Here is a 17,260-nt window from a genome sequence, read left to right on the forward strand (position 1 = left end):
GTCTCGATCGGCTCCTGGCTCTGCTGCGCCAATGGGAGCCGCACAGCCAGCCGACGCCGCCAAGCCGGGCGAAGCGAAACCTGGAGAATCCAAGCCCGGCGAATCCAAGCCGGGGGACGGCAAGTCGCCAATGGGAGAGAAGCCGGCGGATAGCGGGCCGAAACCGGGCGAACCAGTCAAACGGCCGGATACTCCGCCGGATGCCGCCAACCCCAAAGAGCTAGAAGTTCGCCCTGATCTGCAAGGAAAAGTGGAATTCAGCTTTCGTGGGCAATCTTGGAAAGCGGTGCTAGATTGGCTGGCCGAAGTATCTGGAACGAGCCTCGATTGGCAAGAGTTGCCCGGCGACTATCTGAATCTGACGACGCAGCGTCCCTACAAAATTGACGAAGTGCGCGATCTGTTGAACGAGCGGTTGATGATGCGCGGCTACACGATCCTGCGTCAGCAAGATGGGTTGGTCGTGACCAAGCTGGAGAAGTTGGATCCCGCTTCGGTGCCGCGGGTTCATCCCGAGGATCTGCGTTTTCGTGATCCGCACGAGTTTGTCAAAGTTTCATTTCCGCTCAGTTGGCTAATGGCCGAAACGGCGGTCGAAGAATTAAAGCCGATGCTGAGCCCGCACGGCAAGATGACGGCGCTATCGACTTCTAACCGACTTGAGACACTGGACGCCGTCGCAAACTTGATTGATATCTATCACATGCTGGAGGAAGAGCAGTCTGGCACTGCCCAATCGACCAACATGCTGCAATTCCCGCTGCGTTACACGCGAGCAGCGGATCTGAAAGCCCAGATCGAAGTGTTGCTGGGAATGTCCAAGCCTGCCGGTCCGTCGATGCCGATGGATCGAAACCAGATGCAGCAAATGCAGCAGATGCAGCAACAAATGCAGCAGCAGATGCAACAAATGCAGCAAGGACAAAAAGGGGGCAAGCCTGCACGCAGTGGGGACGACGAAGAATTGCAGTTGATCGTCAATCCGCGCAACAACAGTCTGGTCGCGTATGGTCCTCCCAATCGCATCGCGCTGGTGTCTCAGGCAGTGCGCATGCTGGACGTCCCCAAAGCGGGGCAGTTTGCGACGTCGGATGGTTTTGAGGATATGCAGATCTATCGCTTGGATCAGCTCGATCCCAAGACGGTGATCAAAGTCTTGGAAGAGACCGGCGGACTTGATCCGGCGACCGTGTTGTACTCGGACGATAAAAACAAAGCAGTCGTCGCCATCGCCGGCGCTCAAGATCATCACCAAATCAAAAAGTTGATCGAAAAGCTGGATGGATCAGGGCGCCAGTTCAAGGTTGTCCCGTTGCGGCGTTTGAAAGCGGATTACGTCGCCGGAACAATTCGCTTTATGATGGGCGCCGAAGAAAAGAAAGAAGAGCCGCGCCGCAACAGCTATTCATACTACGGCTATGGCGGCGGCCGCAACGAGGAAGAAGAGAAGGACGAGGATGAATTTCGCGTCGATGCGGACGTGATCAGCAATCGGTTGCTGTTGTGGGCCAACGAAATCGAGTTGCAAGAGATCAACAAGCTGTTGGTGCAACTGGGTGAGATTCCTTTGGAAGGAACGCCTGGCGACTTGGTTCGTCGTGTGGATGTGGGAGACGCCGAGTCAGCGCGCCAGTTGATGGAACGTGTGAAAAAGTTGTGGCCCGGCGCCGGAACCAATCCGCTGCAAATTGATTTGCCCGCCTCCGAGGCGCCGACAGACAACCGCTCAGAGAGCCCCGCGCCAACCAAGACTGACGACAAAGCGACTAGCTTGCCGCCTGGTAAGTTTCAATTTGCTCAAGAGCGCACAATCGTCTCGACCGACGAGCCTGTCACGGTTGCCGAGACAAAACCAACGACTGCGCCGCCGATTCAGATTGGGCTCGACTCGCAAGGGAAGTTGATGATTAGTTCGGAGGATCCTGAAGCGTTAAATCGCCTGGAAGATCTGATTCGCGAGTTGGCTCCTCCTCCCAAAGATTGGCATGTATTTACCCTGAAATACGCTTCTGCATCGTGGGTCTCATTGAATCTCGAAGAATTCTTCGAAGAGAAAGAGGAGGAAGACTCTGGGGATTCGTTTCGGCGGTTTTGGTACGGGATGCCAGAAGAATCGAAAGAGGAGGATCCGCTCAGGCTCTCCAATCGTCGCCCGCTGAAGTTTATCTATGATGTCGACACCAACACGATTGTCGTACAAGGCGCTGATAACGATCAACTGAAAACGATCGCCGACCTAATCGATCTATACGACAAGCAAGAGCCGGTCACGTCGCAGACAGCGCGAATCAATGCGATCTACCAGGTCCGTTATTCCAAAGCAGATGCGGTAGCCGAGGCGGTCAAAGAGGTCTTTCGCGACTTGCTTTCCTCGAACGATAAAGCGCTGCAGCAGAACCAACAGGGGGGCGAACAGCGACAAGGATCGAGTCGCGGACGCTCCTCGATATTCGGCGACGACAGCAACTCGGCCGCGCCTACCCGTATCACCTTTCAAGGCAAACTCTCGATCGGTATCGACAACGTCTCAAACACGCTGTTAATTTCGACCGAAGGAGAGAGCTTGATGACGCTGGTAACCGACATGATCAAGCAAGTCGACGAACTGGCCAAGCCGGTATCGACCATGCGAGTGATCACGCTCAACGGCAGCGGCAACCCCCAAAAGATTCGCGACGCACTCGACAAATTGCTACGCGAGCAAAAAGAAAACAACAAACAGCCGAATCCTCGTGGACCACAAAATGGTCAGCAGCCAGGGCAACCAGGGATGAATGCTGGCGTCGAAGTAGTGCAATAAGTCGTCGCCTCCCTTTCTTCGTAGCCCGCAGCGCAACCGTTTTTTGACGGACGCTACTGTGGCGCTGGAGACTCGATTGCCGACGCTTTTGCGGAGTCGCTTCCAGGAGCAGTTGATTCTGCCGGCGGCTCCTCCTTGGCGGCTTCGGGCAGCGGCGGCGCTTCGACCGGCGGAGGGATCGGCGTTTCTACTAGGGCTTGTCGCGCCTTTTCGATTTGTTCCCACGCCCACGGCTTGTCTCCGTAAAGATCGATCAAGCCTTGATAGATTTGTCGCGCTTCGTCGGGTTTGTCGGCAGACAGTTTGTCGGCGGCAGCCATGCGAGCGCCGATCTCGGCCAGTTGCTTGCTGCTGGTCTCGGCCAATTGCTTATCAAGCTGTACGAGCCGACGCTCGGCCAGCGTCAGGCAACGACTTGCATCGCCGGTAACGCGGTCGGGCGGACCATAGACGGCCAATAGCGCCCGCATCTTGGCGGCCGCTACTTCCGGGGCCGAATCGATGAGACGCAGCGCGTCGATATAGGCGATCTCAATCGCATTAAACGTGTCGGTCTTTTGACGCAGTTGCGTCGTCAGTCGATAGCGGCGTTCGCGTCGATCCAGGCTCAGCTCTTCTTTCCACGAGGCGACTTCCTCGGCTCGCGGATCTTCGGGGTAGGTCGCCAAAAATAAATCGAGCTTGTCACCAGCTTCGTCCAACTGGTCATTATCGACCGAAGCGGCGATCTGCTGGTACAGTGCGTCCGCAGAAGGCGCTCGCGGCAGCCAGAAGATCAGGACCACAATCACAATTAGCGCCAGCCCGATCAATGCGGTTTGAATATGATTTCGCCACGAAGGCGTCGGCTCGGTGTGATGCGTGAAGTATCGGCCTGACTTTTGATCTTGGGCGACCGTGGTGAAATGCTTGGTCAAGTTGACCGGCGGGGGAGTCGCCGGCTGCGAAGATTCTGGGGCGATGCGAGTCTCGTCATCGGCGATGATTTGCGCCGATTCGCTGGCATCTCCTTTCAGCCGGTAGTCTTCGATCAAGTCAGGAGTCTGCGTCTCGATCGAGGCCGATTCGATACGAAAGGCCGCTTCGTCAGGGATCTCCGATTCCAGCAGCGCTTCGATCCGGCGGATCACCGTGGTCGCGGTCGGAAAGCGATCACGGGGTTGCTTCTCTAAGAGACGATGAATGATTTCAGCCGCTTCATCTGGAACTCCGTCGCACAGGCGATCAATCGGCGGCGGTTCTGAATGTCGTAGTTTGTCAAGCGCCTCGGTCACTGTCCGCGCACGAAACGGCGGCTGCTTGGCCAGCATTGCATAGATGACGGCGCCTAGACTGTAGAGATCGCTGCGCGGACTGACTGGCTCTCCGAAGGCTTGTTCGGGCGCCATGAAGTCGGCGGTGCCGATGATTCCGCCGTCGGCCGTGACCCCGGTAGCACCAAACAGGCGAGCGATCCCGAAGTCCGAGATTTTGACGTTACCCTCTTTGTCAATCAGAATGTTGGCCGGCTTTACATCGCGATGAATCACGCCAAAGTCATGTGCATGTTTCAGCCCCTGGGCGATCGCCAAGCCGATTTCAAACGCTTCGCGCCACGTATAGTCACGCTTGCGTTGGATCAATTCGGACAGACTGTTTCCATCCACCAATTCCATCGCATAGAACATTCCGGCTGGTTCTTCGCCATAGCCGTACAAGCGAACGATGTGCGGGTGCTTCAACGTTTTGAGCGTTTCGATCTCACGTTCAAATCGCTCGCGTGCACCTCCGCGACCTGCTCCGCCGTGCAAAACCTTGATCGCCGCACGATCGCCGGTACGCTCGTCGACGCCCACGTAGACGGTTCCCATGCCGCCGCGGCCGAGCGTTTCATGAATGACGTAGGGGCCGAATTTATCGTTGGTCATAAGCGCGTACGCAATCGAGAGAAACGAGACGAGCAGTTGCTGGCTGCGCAAAGAAAAGCGGCGGATTTAAATCTTCCGCCGCTCTTTAGGATACGCGTTTTGGCAGCCGTGGGCTATTCCGCTGCCGGAGTCTCCGATGCTGGCTTTTCGGCTGCGGCCGGTTTCTCCGCCGTTGGTTCCTCGATCGCCGGTTCTGGCTTTTTCATTTCGGGCTCAGCGGCCGGAGTTTCTGCTTTCGGCTCTCCGAGCGCTTCTTCGTCTGCGCCTTCATCTGCCTGCGGGGTGCTCGCCGCAGGCGCCGGTCGCTGGAAGCCTTCGACATGGGTTTCCATAAGGTCCATCAGCGCAAAGTCGGCTGGCAACGTTTCGCCCAGTTGTTCAAGCAACTGCATGTACGTTTTTAGTTCATCCGACAAGTCGCCGCTGGCTGCGTCATCTTTCAGTTCAGGGTATTGGGTGAAGATCTCCGCCCACAATTTCCAAGCTTGATTGTAGAGATCACGCGATTCGACCAAGTTGGCGTTCTCGAACGCTTGATTCGCTTGATAGACAAGGCTGCGAGCTTCGATCGCTTTGGGGGTCATTTCGTTGGCCGAACGCGTATCCCAGTAGTCGTAGTGCACGACGCTCTTCTGTTTGTCGATGATTCCCTGCAGGAACTCGATATCGGCGATATCACGATACAACCGCCGAATTTCAATCGCTTTTTTCGGATCGTTGATCCGCTTGACGATATCGGATGCGTCAGGCGTCATCGCTTCTTCGGCCTTGCGAGCCGCCAGCATTTGTTCGCCGGTTCGTTCGGCTTCGGGCACTGCGAGCGCCGCAAGTTGATCTTCCGGCAGCTTCGCTTTTTTCTCAGCGCGAATCTCCGCTTCGAGCGGTCCGACTAGCTCTTCCGCTTGTGCAGAAAGCGTTTTGAGTTCTTCTGTGTAACGCTTGTAGTCGCTCAATTTGACAGGGATGCCCCAACTGGTCGGCAAGTCGCGATTTCCGTAATCGTCGGTCCATTCTTTGTTGCTGTCTTCCCAAGCGCGTCGAGCGACTTCACCGATAGCGCCTTCTTTTTCAATGAACTCGGCGAAGCTCATCTTCCGCTTGGTCGAGTTGGAAAAGAAGATCGCTGGCGAGGCGTTGCCAATCTTCCCAGCGCCGGTGTCGACCACGCGGTCGGCCCATTGATTCCAGAGACGAGCGACCAGCCAGTTGTCAGGCTTGTTGCCAACCCCAGCGGCGTCTTGCTCGACATTCGAGCCTGATTTGCTGAGGTAGTCGTCAATTTCGGCATGAAATTCGGTGTCATCGGGGAAGATCTGACGGTACTGCGCCTTTTCGTCGGCATACCCAAATTTAATGCCGAAGAAGTGAGCGACCGAATTCATCAACTTCGGTTCGTCATAGTTGTAACGGGTACCGGCCATCTGATATTCCAGGCCCTTTTTGACCCACAGATAGCGATGGCGATAGTTGTCGAACTCGCGGGAGATGTTGTACGACAGATTCCAGGCCTGATATTCCCACACGCTGAGGAAGTGAGGATTTAGATGGGTGATCTGTTCGCAGATTGCGTTGACGTGATCCCACTGCTCGGTCTTCTGGTATTCGTTCAGCTGATTCCAGAGGATCAGTGTCGCGATCCCATCCATACCCAACATGCTAAGCCGCATCGCTTCGCTGGTGGGATCGATTTCGCCCAATTCGGCTTTGGCGATGTGGTATTCGGTCCGTTTTTGCGCAAGTAGTCCGCCGGCGCTGTCGGACGTTCTCGGTTGACTCAAAAGCGAGTTCAAGATCAAGAGAACGACAATGCAAGCGCCATAGATGATTTTGCGTCGAAAAGATCCGCTGTTCATCCCGCGATCTCCCGCGTTTTCAGGAAGAAGTAACCGGTCGTGACCAGGCAGACGAAGAACGCGCCGACGACCAACAATTGTTGAAGCATCACCACGCTCGGAATGTTATAGCCGTCCACGACAAAACTGTGGGTATCAAGCTGGTTGTAGTCAGGCAGCATGTTCACAAACACGCGCAGCCCGTCGAAGAAACGATTGTCAATAAACTGGACCACCGGCACGTAGGCGCCTTCGTCCAAGTCGACCATCACGTTGGTCTGATTGAACAAGCGAATCGAGGCCTCGATCGGACCGCCGCCGTACCACTTGCCATTGGCCAGTTCACGCACGCTTTCGGCAAAAAAGCCGTAGCCAAGTGCGATCAGCGACGCCAAAGCGGCGACAGGGCCATTGAGGAAGGTGCTGAAGACGAGACCAAACGTCACGACCATCACCACTTGGAACCACATGCTGATGTAGCATTTGATGAAGTTCCAGAAGAACGAACCGTTGCTCTTCAGGATGAAGACCGAGTTTTGGGCGACCCCGTAGTATTGACCTCGTTCCGAGCATTGGATCCAGAGCTCAATCTTGCCGTCGGCGTTGGTCAGGTCTTTGACCAGGTCAAGATTTGGCGCGGTCGGATCAATGTCAGAGTTCTCTTGTGAACGCGAGATCAGCAGGTTGTCCGCTTCTTCTTTGGCTGTGAAAGGAATCGAACGCGAGCGGACATCCAGGTCTGGGTGCTTGAAGTAATACGAACCGCGAATGCCGCTGACAATGTCCCCTTTGTAGGTACGGAAGACACGCAGGTTAAACTCAACCGGAAGCTGATTTTCTTCGTTCAGCAATGCTTCAGACATGTCAAACGTAAAGACGGCGGCCGACAGGGTGCCCCCTTCGATATGCCCGTAATAATCCCATTCGTTCCCGACGTTGATACCTTTGTCAGTCTGCTCACCCCCGCGATCTAGGAAACGCATCTTGCCGAGATGGCGGACGCGGGCTTGCAACATCTCTTTGGGGCCAGAGACGTTAAACGTGCCATCCTCGTTGCGCGTAATTTGGTGCGTGTGCTGCCGCTCACGAACAGCTAGGCCATCTCCATCGGTATCCAGTGTAAAAGCATGACGATGACCCACGTTGACAGTCGTTTCTCCTTGCCAACCGATCACTTTGGTCTCGCCCGTCGCTTCGTCGGTCGCTGTTAGTTCGGTCACTGATTGTGGGTCGACCTGATGCGTGTGATCCAGGCCGCGAAACAGGAAGACGTACGAGCAAATGCCCATCGCGACCAGCATCATCGTGCCGACGCCAATATAGCCGAACAACCGCCCTAGGAAGATTTCCCAGTGCAGCACCGGTTTGGTGTAGATCGTGTAGATCGTCTTGTTTTGGATATCAGCCGGCAGGCTAAAGACGCTGAGCAAAATGCACATCAACAGCAGTAGCCAATTTTGGAACGTCAGGACGAAGCTCAGGTAGAGCCGCACCGGCGATTCTGAATTAGGAGTGATGTACCAACCCGAGAAGAGGAGCACCACCATAAACAACGCAAAGGCCACCAGCGCCCGCTTGCGAATCGCTTCTTGAAACGCGAGCCAAGTCATCGCTCCAACGCGACGCGGCGAGATCGCCAGCAGTTCTGGAACCGCTTCGACGGCGGTCCGACCGACCGCGTAGAACGCTTCAAACGGACCATTGCGAATGGACGAGACGACAAATCCAGCCAGTGCTCCGACCACCGCCATGATGGCGAGCGCCGAGAAGAACACTACCAGACCGCCCAGGTGATCGGGGCCGGGCAGCAGCCAGTCGTTCATCGTAAAAATATTGTTTTCGATTCCCATTGAATCGCTTTACCTACGAAATCAGAAGAGGAAGAAAGCGGCGCCTGCGAGTCGCGGCGTCCGAGGCAAATCCAGAACTAGTTGGCCGAATCGTCTCGATCAACACGAGCACGACGACCCGGGCGGGCCTCGCTATCGCGCACGATGCTAAGGAACAATTCTTCCAGCGTGGTCGTCGGATTCTCAATATCGATCAATTCGCCTTCGTGACGTGAAATCACCTGGCGAATCTCTTCTTTGGCGGCGTCCGACAGTCCACGAGCGCGAATTTGCGTTTCGTCGCGCACTTTCAAGAGCGCGTCGACGCGCCCCATTTCTTTCAGTTCGCCTTGGTGCAAGATCGCGATGCGGTCAGCGACGTCTTGCAGGTCAGCCAGTTGGTGACTGGTGACCAGCACCGTTTTGCCTTCGGCCCGCAGACGCAAGATCAAGTCTTTCATCTCGCGGATACCGAGTGGATCGAGACCCGTGGTTGGTTCGTCCAGAAAGATCAATTCAGGGTCGTTAATCAGTGCCTGGGCTAGGCCAATGCGGCGCGTCATCCCCTTCGAGTATTCTTTCAGCTGGCGATTCTCGGCCCATTTCAGACCGACCATCTCGATCAGCTTATCAATCCGCTCACGGCGAACCGAAGCCGGCATGTCAAACAGGCGGCCGTAAAACTCCAGCGTTTCACGAGCGCTGAGGAAGCGATACAGATACGATTCCTCCGGCAAGTAGCCGATTCGCTCTTTGATGCTGACCTTCGAGGGATCTTCGCCAAAGACAAGGGCCTGACCACTGGTCGGGAAGAGAAGTCCCAACAACAGCTTCATCGTGGTCGATTTGCCCGAACCGTTGGGTCCCAACAGGCCAAAGATTTCTCCACGGCGCACCTCTAAGTCCAGCGCCTTCAAAGCGCGGACCTTTTGGCGTCCCCAGAAATCGCGGTAAACCTTGGTGAGATTACGAGTTTCGATAACGATTTCACTGGATGCAGACGGCGAATTTGCCGCAGAATCCATGGTCTCGGTCGTCGCCATAGAGGAGCTAAACCTGCCAAGTTAGAAGCGATAAGGAATAGGTAAGGAAATGAATAAAGCCGAGTGCAAGCGATAGAAGAGCTAGCTCTAACCATCCTCTACGCACGTCCTTGGGGGATCGTTCGCGGAGTTGTACCCTTTTTTTGCCCCCTGTCAGGAGGCGATAAAGGACGAAGGCGTAGAAAGTTGACTATAGATGCCAGCGACTCCTATCGCAAGGAAACGAGCTTCGGTAGCGGCGATGTTTCGCCCGATCTTCTTTGAATTGTCCCGTTGACCCGCATGTCCCGAACTACCGGGGGCTTTGCAGGCTGGCATTTCTCGTCAAATGACTGCATTTGCCGTTTACACCAGGTGCAACGATTACAAAGGGGGCCCCTGTAGATCTGCAACTATTACAAACCGACTAGTGGTCAAACTGGATATGAAATCGGCCTAACTCGTTATTTATTAATAGGATAGGGTGATGTGGGCTGATTTTTTTGGCGATTTGGCACAGGTTGTGCATTACCAATCTTTCAGAATCCCAGACGCGAACCCTTCCCGAAGTAGCGTCTCTCCGCACTCTCCGACAGAACTCCGTGTTGAGATCCTCGCCGGTTTAGGCCTCCCGCAGCCGAACCGGCTTTTTTATTTCTTGCCCCTTGCTTCTGCGGTCTTATCCCAACGACATCGAGCGGCCGGGGAAGTAAACTCAAGCAAATGGACGGAAAACCTGAAGCATCGCCGCCAAGCGTCGACCTGGCGACTCCCGAAATCCGCTCGCCCGAGATTCGCTCCTACGACGAGGCGATCGACTTTTTGCTGGGCCGGATCAATTACGAACGGTCGGCCGTCATTCCGTATCGTTCTCCTCAGTTTCATCTGGCTCGGATGCGACGGCTGGACGAACTGTTGGGGAATCTGGTCGACCAGTTAAAGATTGTCCATATCGCCGGAACCAAAGGCAAAGGCTCGACCGCGACGACGCTGAGCGCTATTCTCGAGGCCGAAGGGTATCAAGTCGGGCTCTTTAGCTCTCCCCATTTAGAGCGATTGGAAGAGCGGTTCGCGATAAATCGAACGGCCTGCTCGCCCGAGCAAGTGACGCAACTCATTCGCGACATCGCTCCGCTCGTGCTGCAGATCGACGCCGAACGCGCTGGAGATGGCCCCACCTACTTCGAGATCACCACGGCGATGGCGCTGCTGCACTTCGTGCGCAGCGGCGTGGATGCGGCGATCCTGGAAGTAGGTTTGGGCGGACGACTTGATTCGACCAATATCTGTCGACCCTTGGTCTCGGTCATCACGACGATCAGTCGAGATCATATGGCGCTGCTGGGGGATACGCTAGCTGAAATTGCCGCCGAGAAGGCCGGCATCATCAAGACCGAAACTCCGATCATCTCTGGAGTCGATCAACCCGAACCATCTGCCGTGATCGAGCAGATCGCCGCTCAACAGGCGGCCCAACTGGTCCAAGTAGGGCGTGACTTTGTGGTGGAGCCTGTTGGGGAGCGAACATTTGACCTGATCTGGAGAGAGGGAGCGAAAAGCAAATCGCTGGCCGGTTTGATGTGCCGCATGGCTGGCAAGCATCAGATGCGCAACGCCGCGCTGGCGGTGATGGCTGCGAAGATGCTGGAAACCCGCGGCTTTTCAATCAGCGAAGCGGCGATTCGCCGCGGTATCTCAAACGCCGAACTGCCAGGACGGATTGAACGCCTGGCTGATTCGCCGGTTATTTATGTTGATGCGGCCCACAATGACGCTTCGATCACCGCATTGCTGGATGTGCTGAACGAGCTGCCGGTCAACCATCGCCGTCTGGTGCTGGCCTTATCCAGCGACAAAGAGCATCACGCGATTCTGAAACTTCTGCTCCCGCACTTCGACGAAATCTGGTTTACCCGCTACGCGACCAACCCGCGCGCAATTGAACCGCAGGAGCTGGAAGCGATGGCGGTCAAGCTGCCAACCGGCCGCCGCAGCGTGATGCGGCACGTGGTTGAAGACCCCCAACAAGCCTTCGCCGCCGCGATTGCCGCGTCGGATGAAAACGACCTGCTGTGCGTGACAGGGTCCTTCTTTATTGCGGGGGAGTTTCGGCGGTTCTTTCGAGAGTTGGATAAGTAGCTCTTGTCATCATCGAAACGACGTCGATGCAGCTTTCGCTAGTTGCGCGATGCTAGCTCGTTTTTCGAGATAACCGAATTGCGAAACCCGATACAGTGCCCCCTAATAGAGCTGTAAGGCGGCGTTGCTAGGGCAGTAGCTTGGGAAAAATTGAGTGATTTTCATTTTTTCGCGTTAGCTGTTTGCTGTTCGGTCAATTGCTGAATGGCGCGCTCCTGGAATTGGCAAAATCAGGTTGGGAAGATCGGCTACGTTTCCGCGTAAAAATCAAATATCCCAAGTGCACAATGAATCGAAAAACGGATGGTAGGACCGCAGAGGTGAGAATGACAATTCGCCCCCCCGGCAAGACCGATCCAATCGTCGAGAGCGACGAATGGTTTCGCGGGGAATTAGATTCGGTCCAGCGAGTCCTGTTTAGCTTCGTCGCTTCTTTGGTAAGAGATCCCCATTTGGTGCGAGATGTGGTGCAAGAAACCAATTTGGTGATTTGGAAGAAGCAGGACGAATTTCTGATGGGGACCAATTTTCGCTCGTGGGCGCTGCGCATTGCTTATTACCAGTCACTGGCCGCGCTCAAAGCGTCACGCGGCAGTCGACTTGTATTTAGCCAAGAGTTAGTCGATCAATTTTCGGAGCAGGCCGGCTCTCCAGAAACGATTCTGACCGAAGAGATGTCGAGTCGGCTTCAATTCTGTTTGCAACGTCTAACGCCGCGACAACGAGAAGCGATTGAGCTTCGTTATCAGCAGGCCTGCTCGATCGAAGGAATTGCAGAAAAATCTGCCTGCAAGCCGTCTGCCGTCGGAATGCTTTTGAGTCGCGCTAGAGCTGCTTTATTGCAGTGTATAAAGTCGGGAGCGAAACGATGATCCGTAGTCGAAACATCAGCTACGACGACGCTGGGGAGGGAGGTATATCCGATCGCGAATTTCAGCGCTTGGTCGGTCAATTGCTCGATGACGAAATATCAGAGCAAGATTTCGTACTTCTGCAATCGCATCTCCAGCAGAACGAAGCGTCACGCAATGCCTATATGCAGCTGGTTGAATTACATGTCACGTTGCATGAGGAGTTAGCCGGCGCTGTGCGACCGGCAGAGCGAGTATCTCAACCATTTCTAGTCTCCCAACGCTGGTCTGCGACAACGCTGGTGATCGTTTGCTGCACGATATGCATTGTCATGATTTGCTGGCTAAACTATCCGGTGTCGAATGCGAAGCCGATTGCGTGGACTGGGGGCAATGCCGATGCTGGACGCGAGCTGCGGCCAGGTGAACGCTTGGTTGCAAGTTCTGACGAACATGCCGTCCTCTTCTGTAACGGCGTACGGATCTCTTTATCGAAAGGAGCCGAGTTAGAACTGCTTACCGAAAAACTGGTTCGACTACATGCCGGTCAGGCTTATGTCGATGTCGGCGAGTCGGGAAAAGGCTTCACCGTTTTGACCGAAGCGGTCGACGTGATTGATTTGGGGACCGTCTTTGGTGTCGGCGCCAATTCAACCGGTGAAACGGACGTTTTGGTGTTTGACGGCGTCGTCGATATCGCAAACAACAAGCGTCCCCAGATTTCGCGAGAATTTCTCGTCTCTGGGCAAGCGCAGCGTTACCATTCCTCTGGCGGAGATGAGCGAATCTCGACGATCTGGAGCTCGGCGGCGGCTCCTGAGTGGTCAACTGTCTCTCGCGGCGGCAACTCGGCGATTGCGTCGGTTACAGACAACGTTTCCAGTGATTTTGACGCGAAGTTTTATCTGGTCGTCTCTGGAGGATTTGGAGAAGAGGCGAAAGTCTACGCCGATCGCAACTACGAATGGAACGGTCTCGATCAAGCCGGGATCCCTGCGGCGCTGATCGGCGCCGACTATGTCCGCACGTTTAACGACGACAAGCATCGTGATGATTTAGAGATCACTCTGTCCTTGTTGCGCCCCGCTGACGTCTATGTCTTGGTCGATGATCGATATTTGGTTCCGGAATGGCTCGCTAGTGACTTTATCGATACTGGTTGGCAAGTCGGGATCGACCTGGGAATCGAGTATCGGCATGGAGAGCAGGTCGCGCCTCCCTTGGGAACCGACGACAAACGTTGGCTTGGCAAAGGACCTGGTCGCTCTGTGGACGTGCCGGTGAACGTATGGAAACGAAGGAGCAACACCGATCAGATCATCCGGTTGGGCCCCAACGGGGCAAAATCAGATCAATTCATCGGCGCGAACGATGGCGCCGGTTCCATGTACGGCATCCTCGTCGTCCCTCAGTCTCATCCTGGCGACTGACAATCGCTTGCCTTTCATCCTCCATTCCTGTCCAAGGAACTTGCCCAATGACCACGACCAGTTATCAGAACCGCACAGGCTTCACTCTTGTCGAGCTATTGGTTGTCATCGCAATCATCGGCGTGCTGATTGCATTGCTGTTGCCAGCGGTGCAACAAGCGCGCGAGGCGGCGCGGCGGATGCATTGTTCGAACAATCTCAAACAGATCGGCTTGGCGACGCACAACTATCATGATGTGCTTCTCGCGCTGCCGCCGGGGCATGTCGTACAAGAAAATGATCCCGATTGGGGCAGCGCTTCTGCTGACACGAACGTCGAGTGTTGGGGCTGGAGCGCTTTTCTACTCCCCTACATCGAGCAGGGCGCACTGTATGATCAGGCTGGTATCGCTCAAGGGGTACGCTTGGAAGACGTCATCGACACGGTCGCCATGACGCCGCTGACCGCTTACCGTTGTCCTTCGGACACGGCGCCGGTTATCGGTGAAGGGCGAAAGTACTCGAAGTGGGCGGTGTCCAACTACAAAGCAAGTTATGGACATTGCGCTGGCGCATTGTCGATTGCTGCGGCAAATCCCGTGACGCAAACCGGCGTCTTTCAGGCGCTAGGCGGACCAGGAAGCGGTTCGATCGGTTCGCTTCGACTACGCGACATCACCGATGGAACATCCAATACGATCGGCATCGGGGAAGCCGCTTGGAAGCGGGGCAACCTATTCTACGAAGCGGCTGCGTGGGCTGGGGCGACCAAAGGCAAAGGAGGCAACGCTGCGGAAGATCTCTACGCCGGTGGTAGGGCCGCAATTAATCATGCCAATCCTGTCTCCAATGAGCTCTGCGAGAGCTTCAGTAGCATGCATCCAGGCGGCGCTCAGTTTGTTTTTATGGATGGATCGGTCCGATTTCTTTCTGAAAACATTGAATACGTCACCAACGGCTCCAGCAATACAAGCGGCGTGGATAGCACCTATGAAAGATTGCTAGCTCGCAATGACGGCCAGGTCATCGACAGCTATTAACCGGCGCGGCGGGAATCTTCTGCTGCGATTCACCACGGCAGTCGGTGTCCACCACCAGGTAGAGAGAGACGCATGATCTGCAAGTTGGGTCACTTCTCCGCTCTCAGGCGGAGAACAGATCTTGCGCTTCATGGTCTCCAGTTTACGAACGTTCAGCGATGAAATCGAAGGATATCGAATGGCGAATAATTTTATCACCAAGCTTGGCAGGTTCGATAAGGCGTTTTCTGCGTTGCTGTTGAGCTTGCTATGTCTCGGCTGCCAGCAGCAGTCAGCCCCGGCTCTCGCGACAGTCTCCGGAACGGTCACGCTGGACGCGAAGCCGTTGGAAGGTGCGACGGTGCATTTTCAGCCAGAATCAGGGCGCCCTTCGTATGGGATCACAAATGCGCAGGGAGAGTATTCGATGGGGTATAGCCTTGAGCGCAGCGGGGTGACGTTAGGTCCGCACGTTATTCGTATTCGCACGCGAATGGAAGACGACCATGGCCAAGTAGTCCGTAAAGAACTGCTCCCCCGGAAATATCACGATCAGTCGACGCTGAAGTCCGTCGTCGAAGACAAGGCGAACGTCATCGATTTCGAGCTTGAATCGAAATAACAAAACGACCGCAGTGGAATTAATCGCGAGGTTCTGCTGCGGCGAACTCTCACCAAACAAGTATCTAAGAGAAACCGATGAATCAGAAAAAATATTCGATCAACCAAGGACGACGTGCGTTTTTTCAAACATCGGCCGTCGGAGCGATGTTCGGAGCGCAGACGTTGTTGCTCGGCGAAACGCTAGGGGCCGAAAGTCAAACCGGGCTCGACGGTGTTCTGAAAAAGCCTGACTTGCGGCAAGGAGAAGTGCTGCGCACCCAGGGCGAACTGGTCGAAAGTCGAGCCGCCGTGGTCGAACGCGAACGAGCCATCCCGATCGCCGGTCAAAGTGACGTGTTGGTTTGCGGCGGCGGGCCCGCCGGGATTGGCGCCGCGCTGGCCGCCGCGCGGGCCGGCGCCAGCGTTCAATTGATTGAACTCGCCGGCTGCTTGGGGGGCGTTTGGACCGCTGGTTTGCTGACCAAGATCATCGGCGGCGGCAACAAGCAAGGCATCATGCAAGAAGTATTGATCGCCATGCAGCAGCGCGGCGGCGACGTCGCCAAATCGACCAACGGCGAGGTCTACGATCCAGAGTTAATGAAGCTGGTGTTAGAAGAAATGTGCGTCGATGCCGGCATTCGCATTCAGCTGCATACGAACTTAGTTGGTACGGTCACTGACGAGCAAAAGCGAATTGTCGCGATCATTACCGAGTCAAAGTCAGGACGGCAAGCGTGGGTCGCTAAGCGTTATGTGGATTGCAGCGGCGATGGTGATCTCGCAGCTCAAGCCGGCTGTCAATTTGATGTCGGATACGACCGCAATTGCGAATGTCAGCCGATGTCGATGATGGCCTTGCTGACAGGATTGAACACTGCGGAGGTGGCCGCATTTATTCGCGAGAATGGCTCCGATGCGAAATGGCGATTTTACAAATTAATGAAAGAGTCTGGCATCGATCCTTCCTATCGTGCGCCGACCTTACGCCACTTGCATAGCGGAATTTACTCGCTGATGACCAATCACGAGTATGGCGTACCAGCGACCGACGCCGGAGCGATCACCGCTGCGACGATCCGGGCGAGAGCTGAAGTGCATGCGATCGTGCAAGGTTTGCGGAAACTTGGCAAGCCGTGGCAAGATCTTGCTGTGGTCGCTACGGCCGAGCAGATTGGCGTGCGCGAGGGCCGTCGAATTCGAGGGCGCTACTATATCACTGCGGACGATCTAATTTCGGGAATGCGGCATGAGCAAGCGGTTTGCAGCACTCGGTTTGGATTCGACGTGCACAATGTCTTTGACGATGGATCGAATCCGCCTGAGGTGAAGCGGTATCAAGCGGCTGGCGTCAAAGAGTATGACATTCCCTTGCCAGCGTTGGTCGCCGCAGATGTCGATGGATTGATGATGGCCGGACGCTGCATCAGCGGCGACTTCTTCGCTCATTCCAGCTATCGCGTGACCGGGAATGCGGTGCCGATGGGTGAAGCGGCAGGATTGACCTCGGCCGTCTCACTTCAAAAAGGAGTCATGCCCCACGAACTGGCCTGGAAAGAGGTTCAACAGTTCGCCAAAACCGAAGCCGCCGCGAGTAAAAGCTGAGGTTCGTTTGCGAGCGGCTTGCTGCTTTGCTCGGGTTAGGGATGCAGGTCGGCCAACGCGGCGAAAATTTCTGCATCGGATGAGAACGATCCACGGTGCGTGCCGGGGGCGTTCTTCCCTGCGGGCGCATTTCGGCAGTTCTTTCGCGAGTCAAAAAGAGTTAAGTTTTTGCGAATAAAGGGTGCTGGCTTTTTGAGCATTACAGAAAGCATCTTAACACTACGCGACAGCTGAGATCGACCGA

At 55.4% G+C, this 17,260-nt stretch carries 11 protein-coding genes; 7 read left to right on the forward strand and 4 right to left on the reverse strand.

Annotated features, from left to right (window positions below; translation table 11 throughout):
* The first annotated feature begins 31 nt into the window (after nucleotides 1-31).
* A complete protein-coding gene (locus tag SH421x_RS01605; RefSeq protein WP_488853559.1) occupies nucleotides 32-2,800 on the forward strand; it encodes a secretin N-terminal domain-containing protein in 2,769 nt (922 codons plus the stop codon).
* A 53-nt stretch (nucleotides 2,801-2,853) separates the two neighbouring features.
* On the opposite strand, the gene SH421x_RS01610 is transcribed toward SH421x_RS01605, so the two are convergent.
* The 4 genes from SH421x_RS01610 to SH421x_RS01625 all read right to left on the reverse strand — a co-directional run bounded on the left by SH421x_RS01610 (nucleotide 2,854) and on the right by SH421x_RS01625 (nucleotide 9,411).
* A complete protein-coding gene (locus tag SH421x_RS01610) occupies nucleotides 2,854-4,707 on the reverse strand; it encodes a serine/threonine-protein kinase (protein ID WP_488853560.1) in 1,854 nt (617 codons plus the stop codon).
* Between the two features lie 113 nt (nucleotides 4,708-4,820).
* Nucleotides 4,821-6,560 carry a hypothetical protein gene (locus SH421x_RS01615; RefSeq protein WP_488853561.1) on the reverse strand — a complete coding sequence of 580 codons (1,740 nt, stop codon included), beginning with the start codon at nucleotides 6,558-6,560 and terminating at the stop codon, nucleotides 4,821-4,823.
* Nucleotides 6,557-8,362, reverse strand: a complete 1,806-nt coding sequence (locus SH421x_RS01620) for a hypothetical protein (RefSeq protein WP_488853562.1) — start codon at nucleotides 8,360-8,362, stop codon at nucleotides 6,557-6,559. Before SH421x_RS01620 ends, SH421x_RS01615 begins: the two co-directional genes overlap by 4 nt.
* Nucleotides 8,363-8,466: 104 nt before the next feature.
* Complete coding sequence (locus tag SH421x_RS01625; RefSeq protein WP_488853563.1) at nucleotides 8,467-9,411, reverse strand: ABC transporter ATP-binding protein; 945 nt, start codon at nucleotides 9,409-9,411, stop codon at nucleotides 8,467-8,469.
* Nucleotides 9,412-10,113: 702 nt separating this feature from the next.
* On the opposite strand from SH421x_RS01625, the gene SH421x_RS01630 reads away from it, so the two are divergent.
* From SH421x_RS01630 to SH421x_RS01655, 6 genes are all read left to right on the forward strand, one after another.
* Nucleotides 10,114-11,529, forward strand: a complete 1,416-nt coding sequence (locus SH421x_RS01630) for a bifunctional folylpolyglutamate synthase/dihydrofolate synthase (RefSeq protein ID WP_488853564.1) — start codon at nucleotides 10,114-10,116, stop codon at nucleotides 11,527-11,529.
* Between the two features lie 326 nt (nucleotides 11,530-11,855).
* Nucleotides 11,856-12,401, forward strand: a complete 546-nt coding sequence (locus tag SH421x_RS01635; RefSeq protein WP_488853565.1) for a sigma-70 family RNA polymerase sigma factor — start codon at nucleotides 11,856-11,858, stop codon at nucleotides 12,399-12,401.
* On the forward strand, nucleotides 12,398-13,810 hold the full coding sequence (locus SH421x_RS01640; RefSeq protein WP_488853566.1) for a FecR family protein: 1,413 nt from the start codon (nucleotides 12,398-12,400) through the stop codon (nucleotides 13,808-13,810). The genes SH421x_RS01635 and SH421x_RS01640 overlap by 4 nt, the downstream gene beginning before the upstream one ends.
* A 47-nt stretch (nucleotides 13,811-13,857) precedes the next feature.
* Nucleotides 13,858-14,829: a DUF1559 family PulG-like putative transporter gene (locus tag SH421x_RS01645; RefSeq protein WP_488853567.1), complete on the forward strand. Its 972-nt coding sequence runs from the start codon at nucleotides 13,858-13,860 to the stop codon at nucleotides 14,827-14,829.
* 178 nt (nucleotides 14,830-15,007) lie between these two features.
* A complete protein-coding gene (locus SH421x_RS01650) occupies nucleotides 15,008-15,430 on the forward strand; it encodes a transthyretin-like family protein (protein ID WP_488853568.1) in 423 nt (140 codons plus the stop codon).
* A 77-nt stretch (nucleotides 15,431-15,507) separates the two neighbouring features.
* Nucleotides 15,508-17,016 carry an FAD-dependent oxidoreductase gene (locus SH421x_RS01655; RefSeq protein WP_488853569.1) on the forward strand — a complete coding sequence of 503 codons (1,509 nt, stop codon included), beginning with the start codon at nucleotides 15,508-15,510 and terminating at the stop codon, nucleotides 17,014-17,016.
* Nucleotides 17,017-17,260 lie beyond the last annotated feature (244 nt).

The organism is Blastopirellula sp. SH421 (assembly GCF_057808535.1).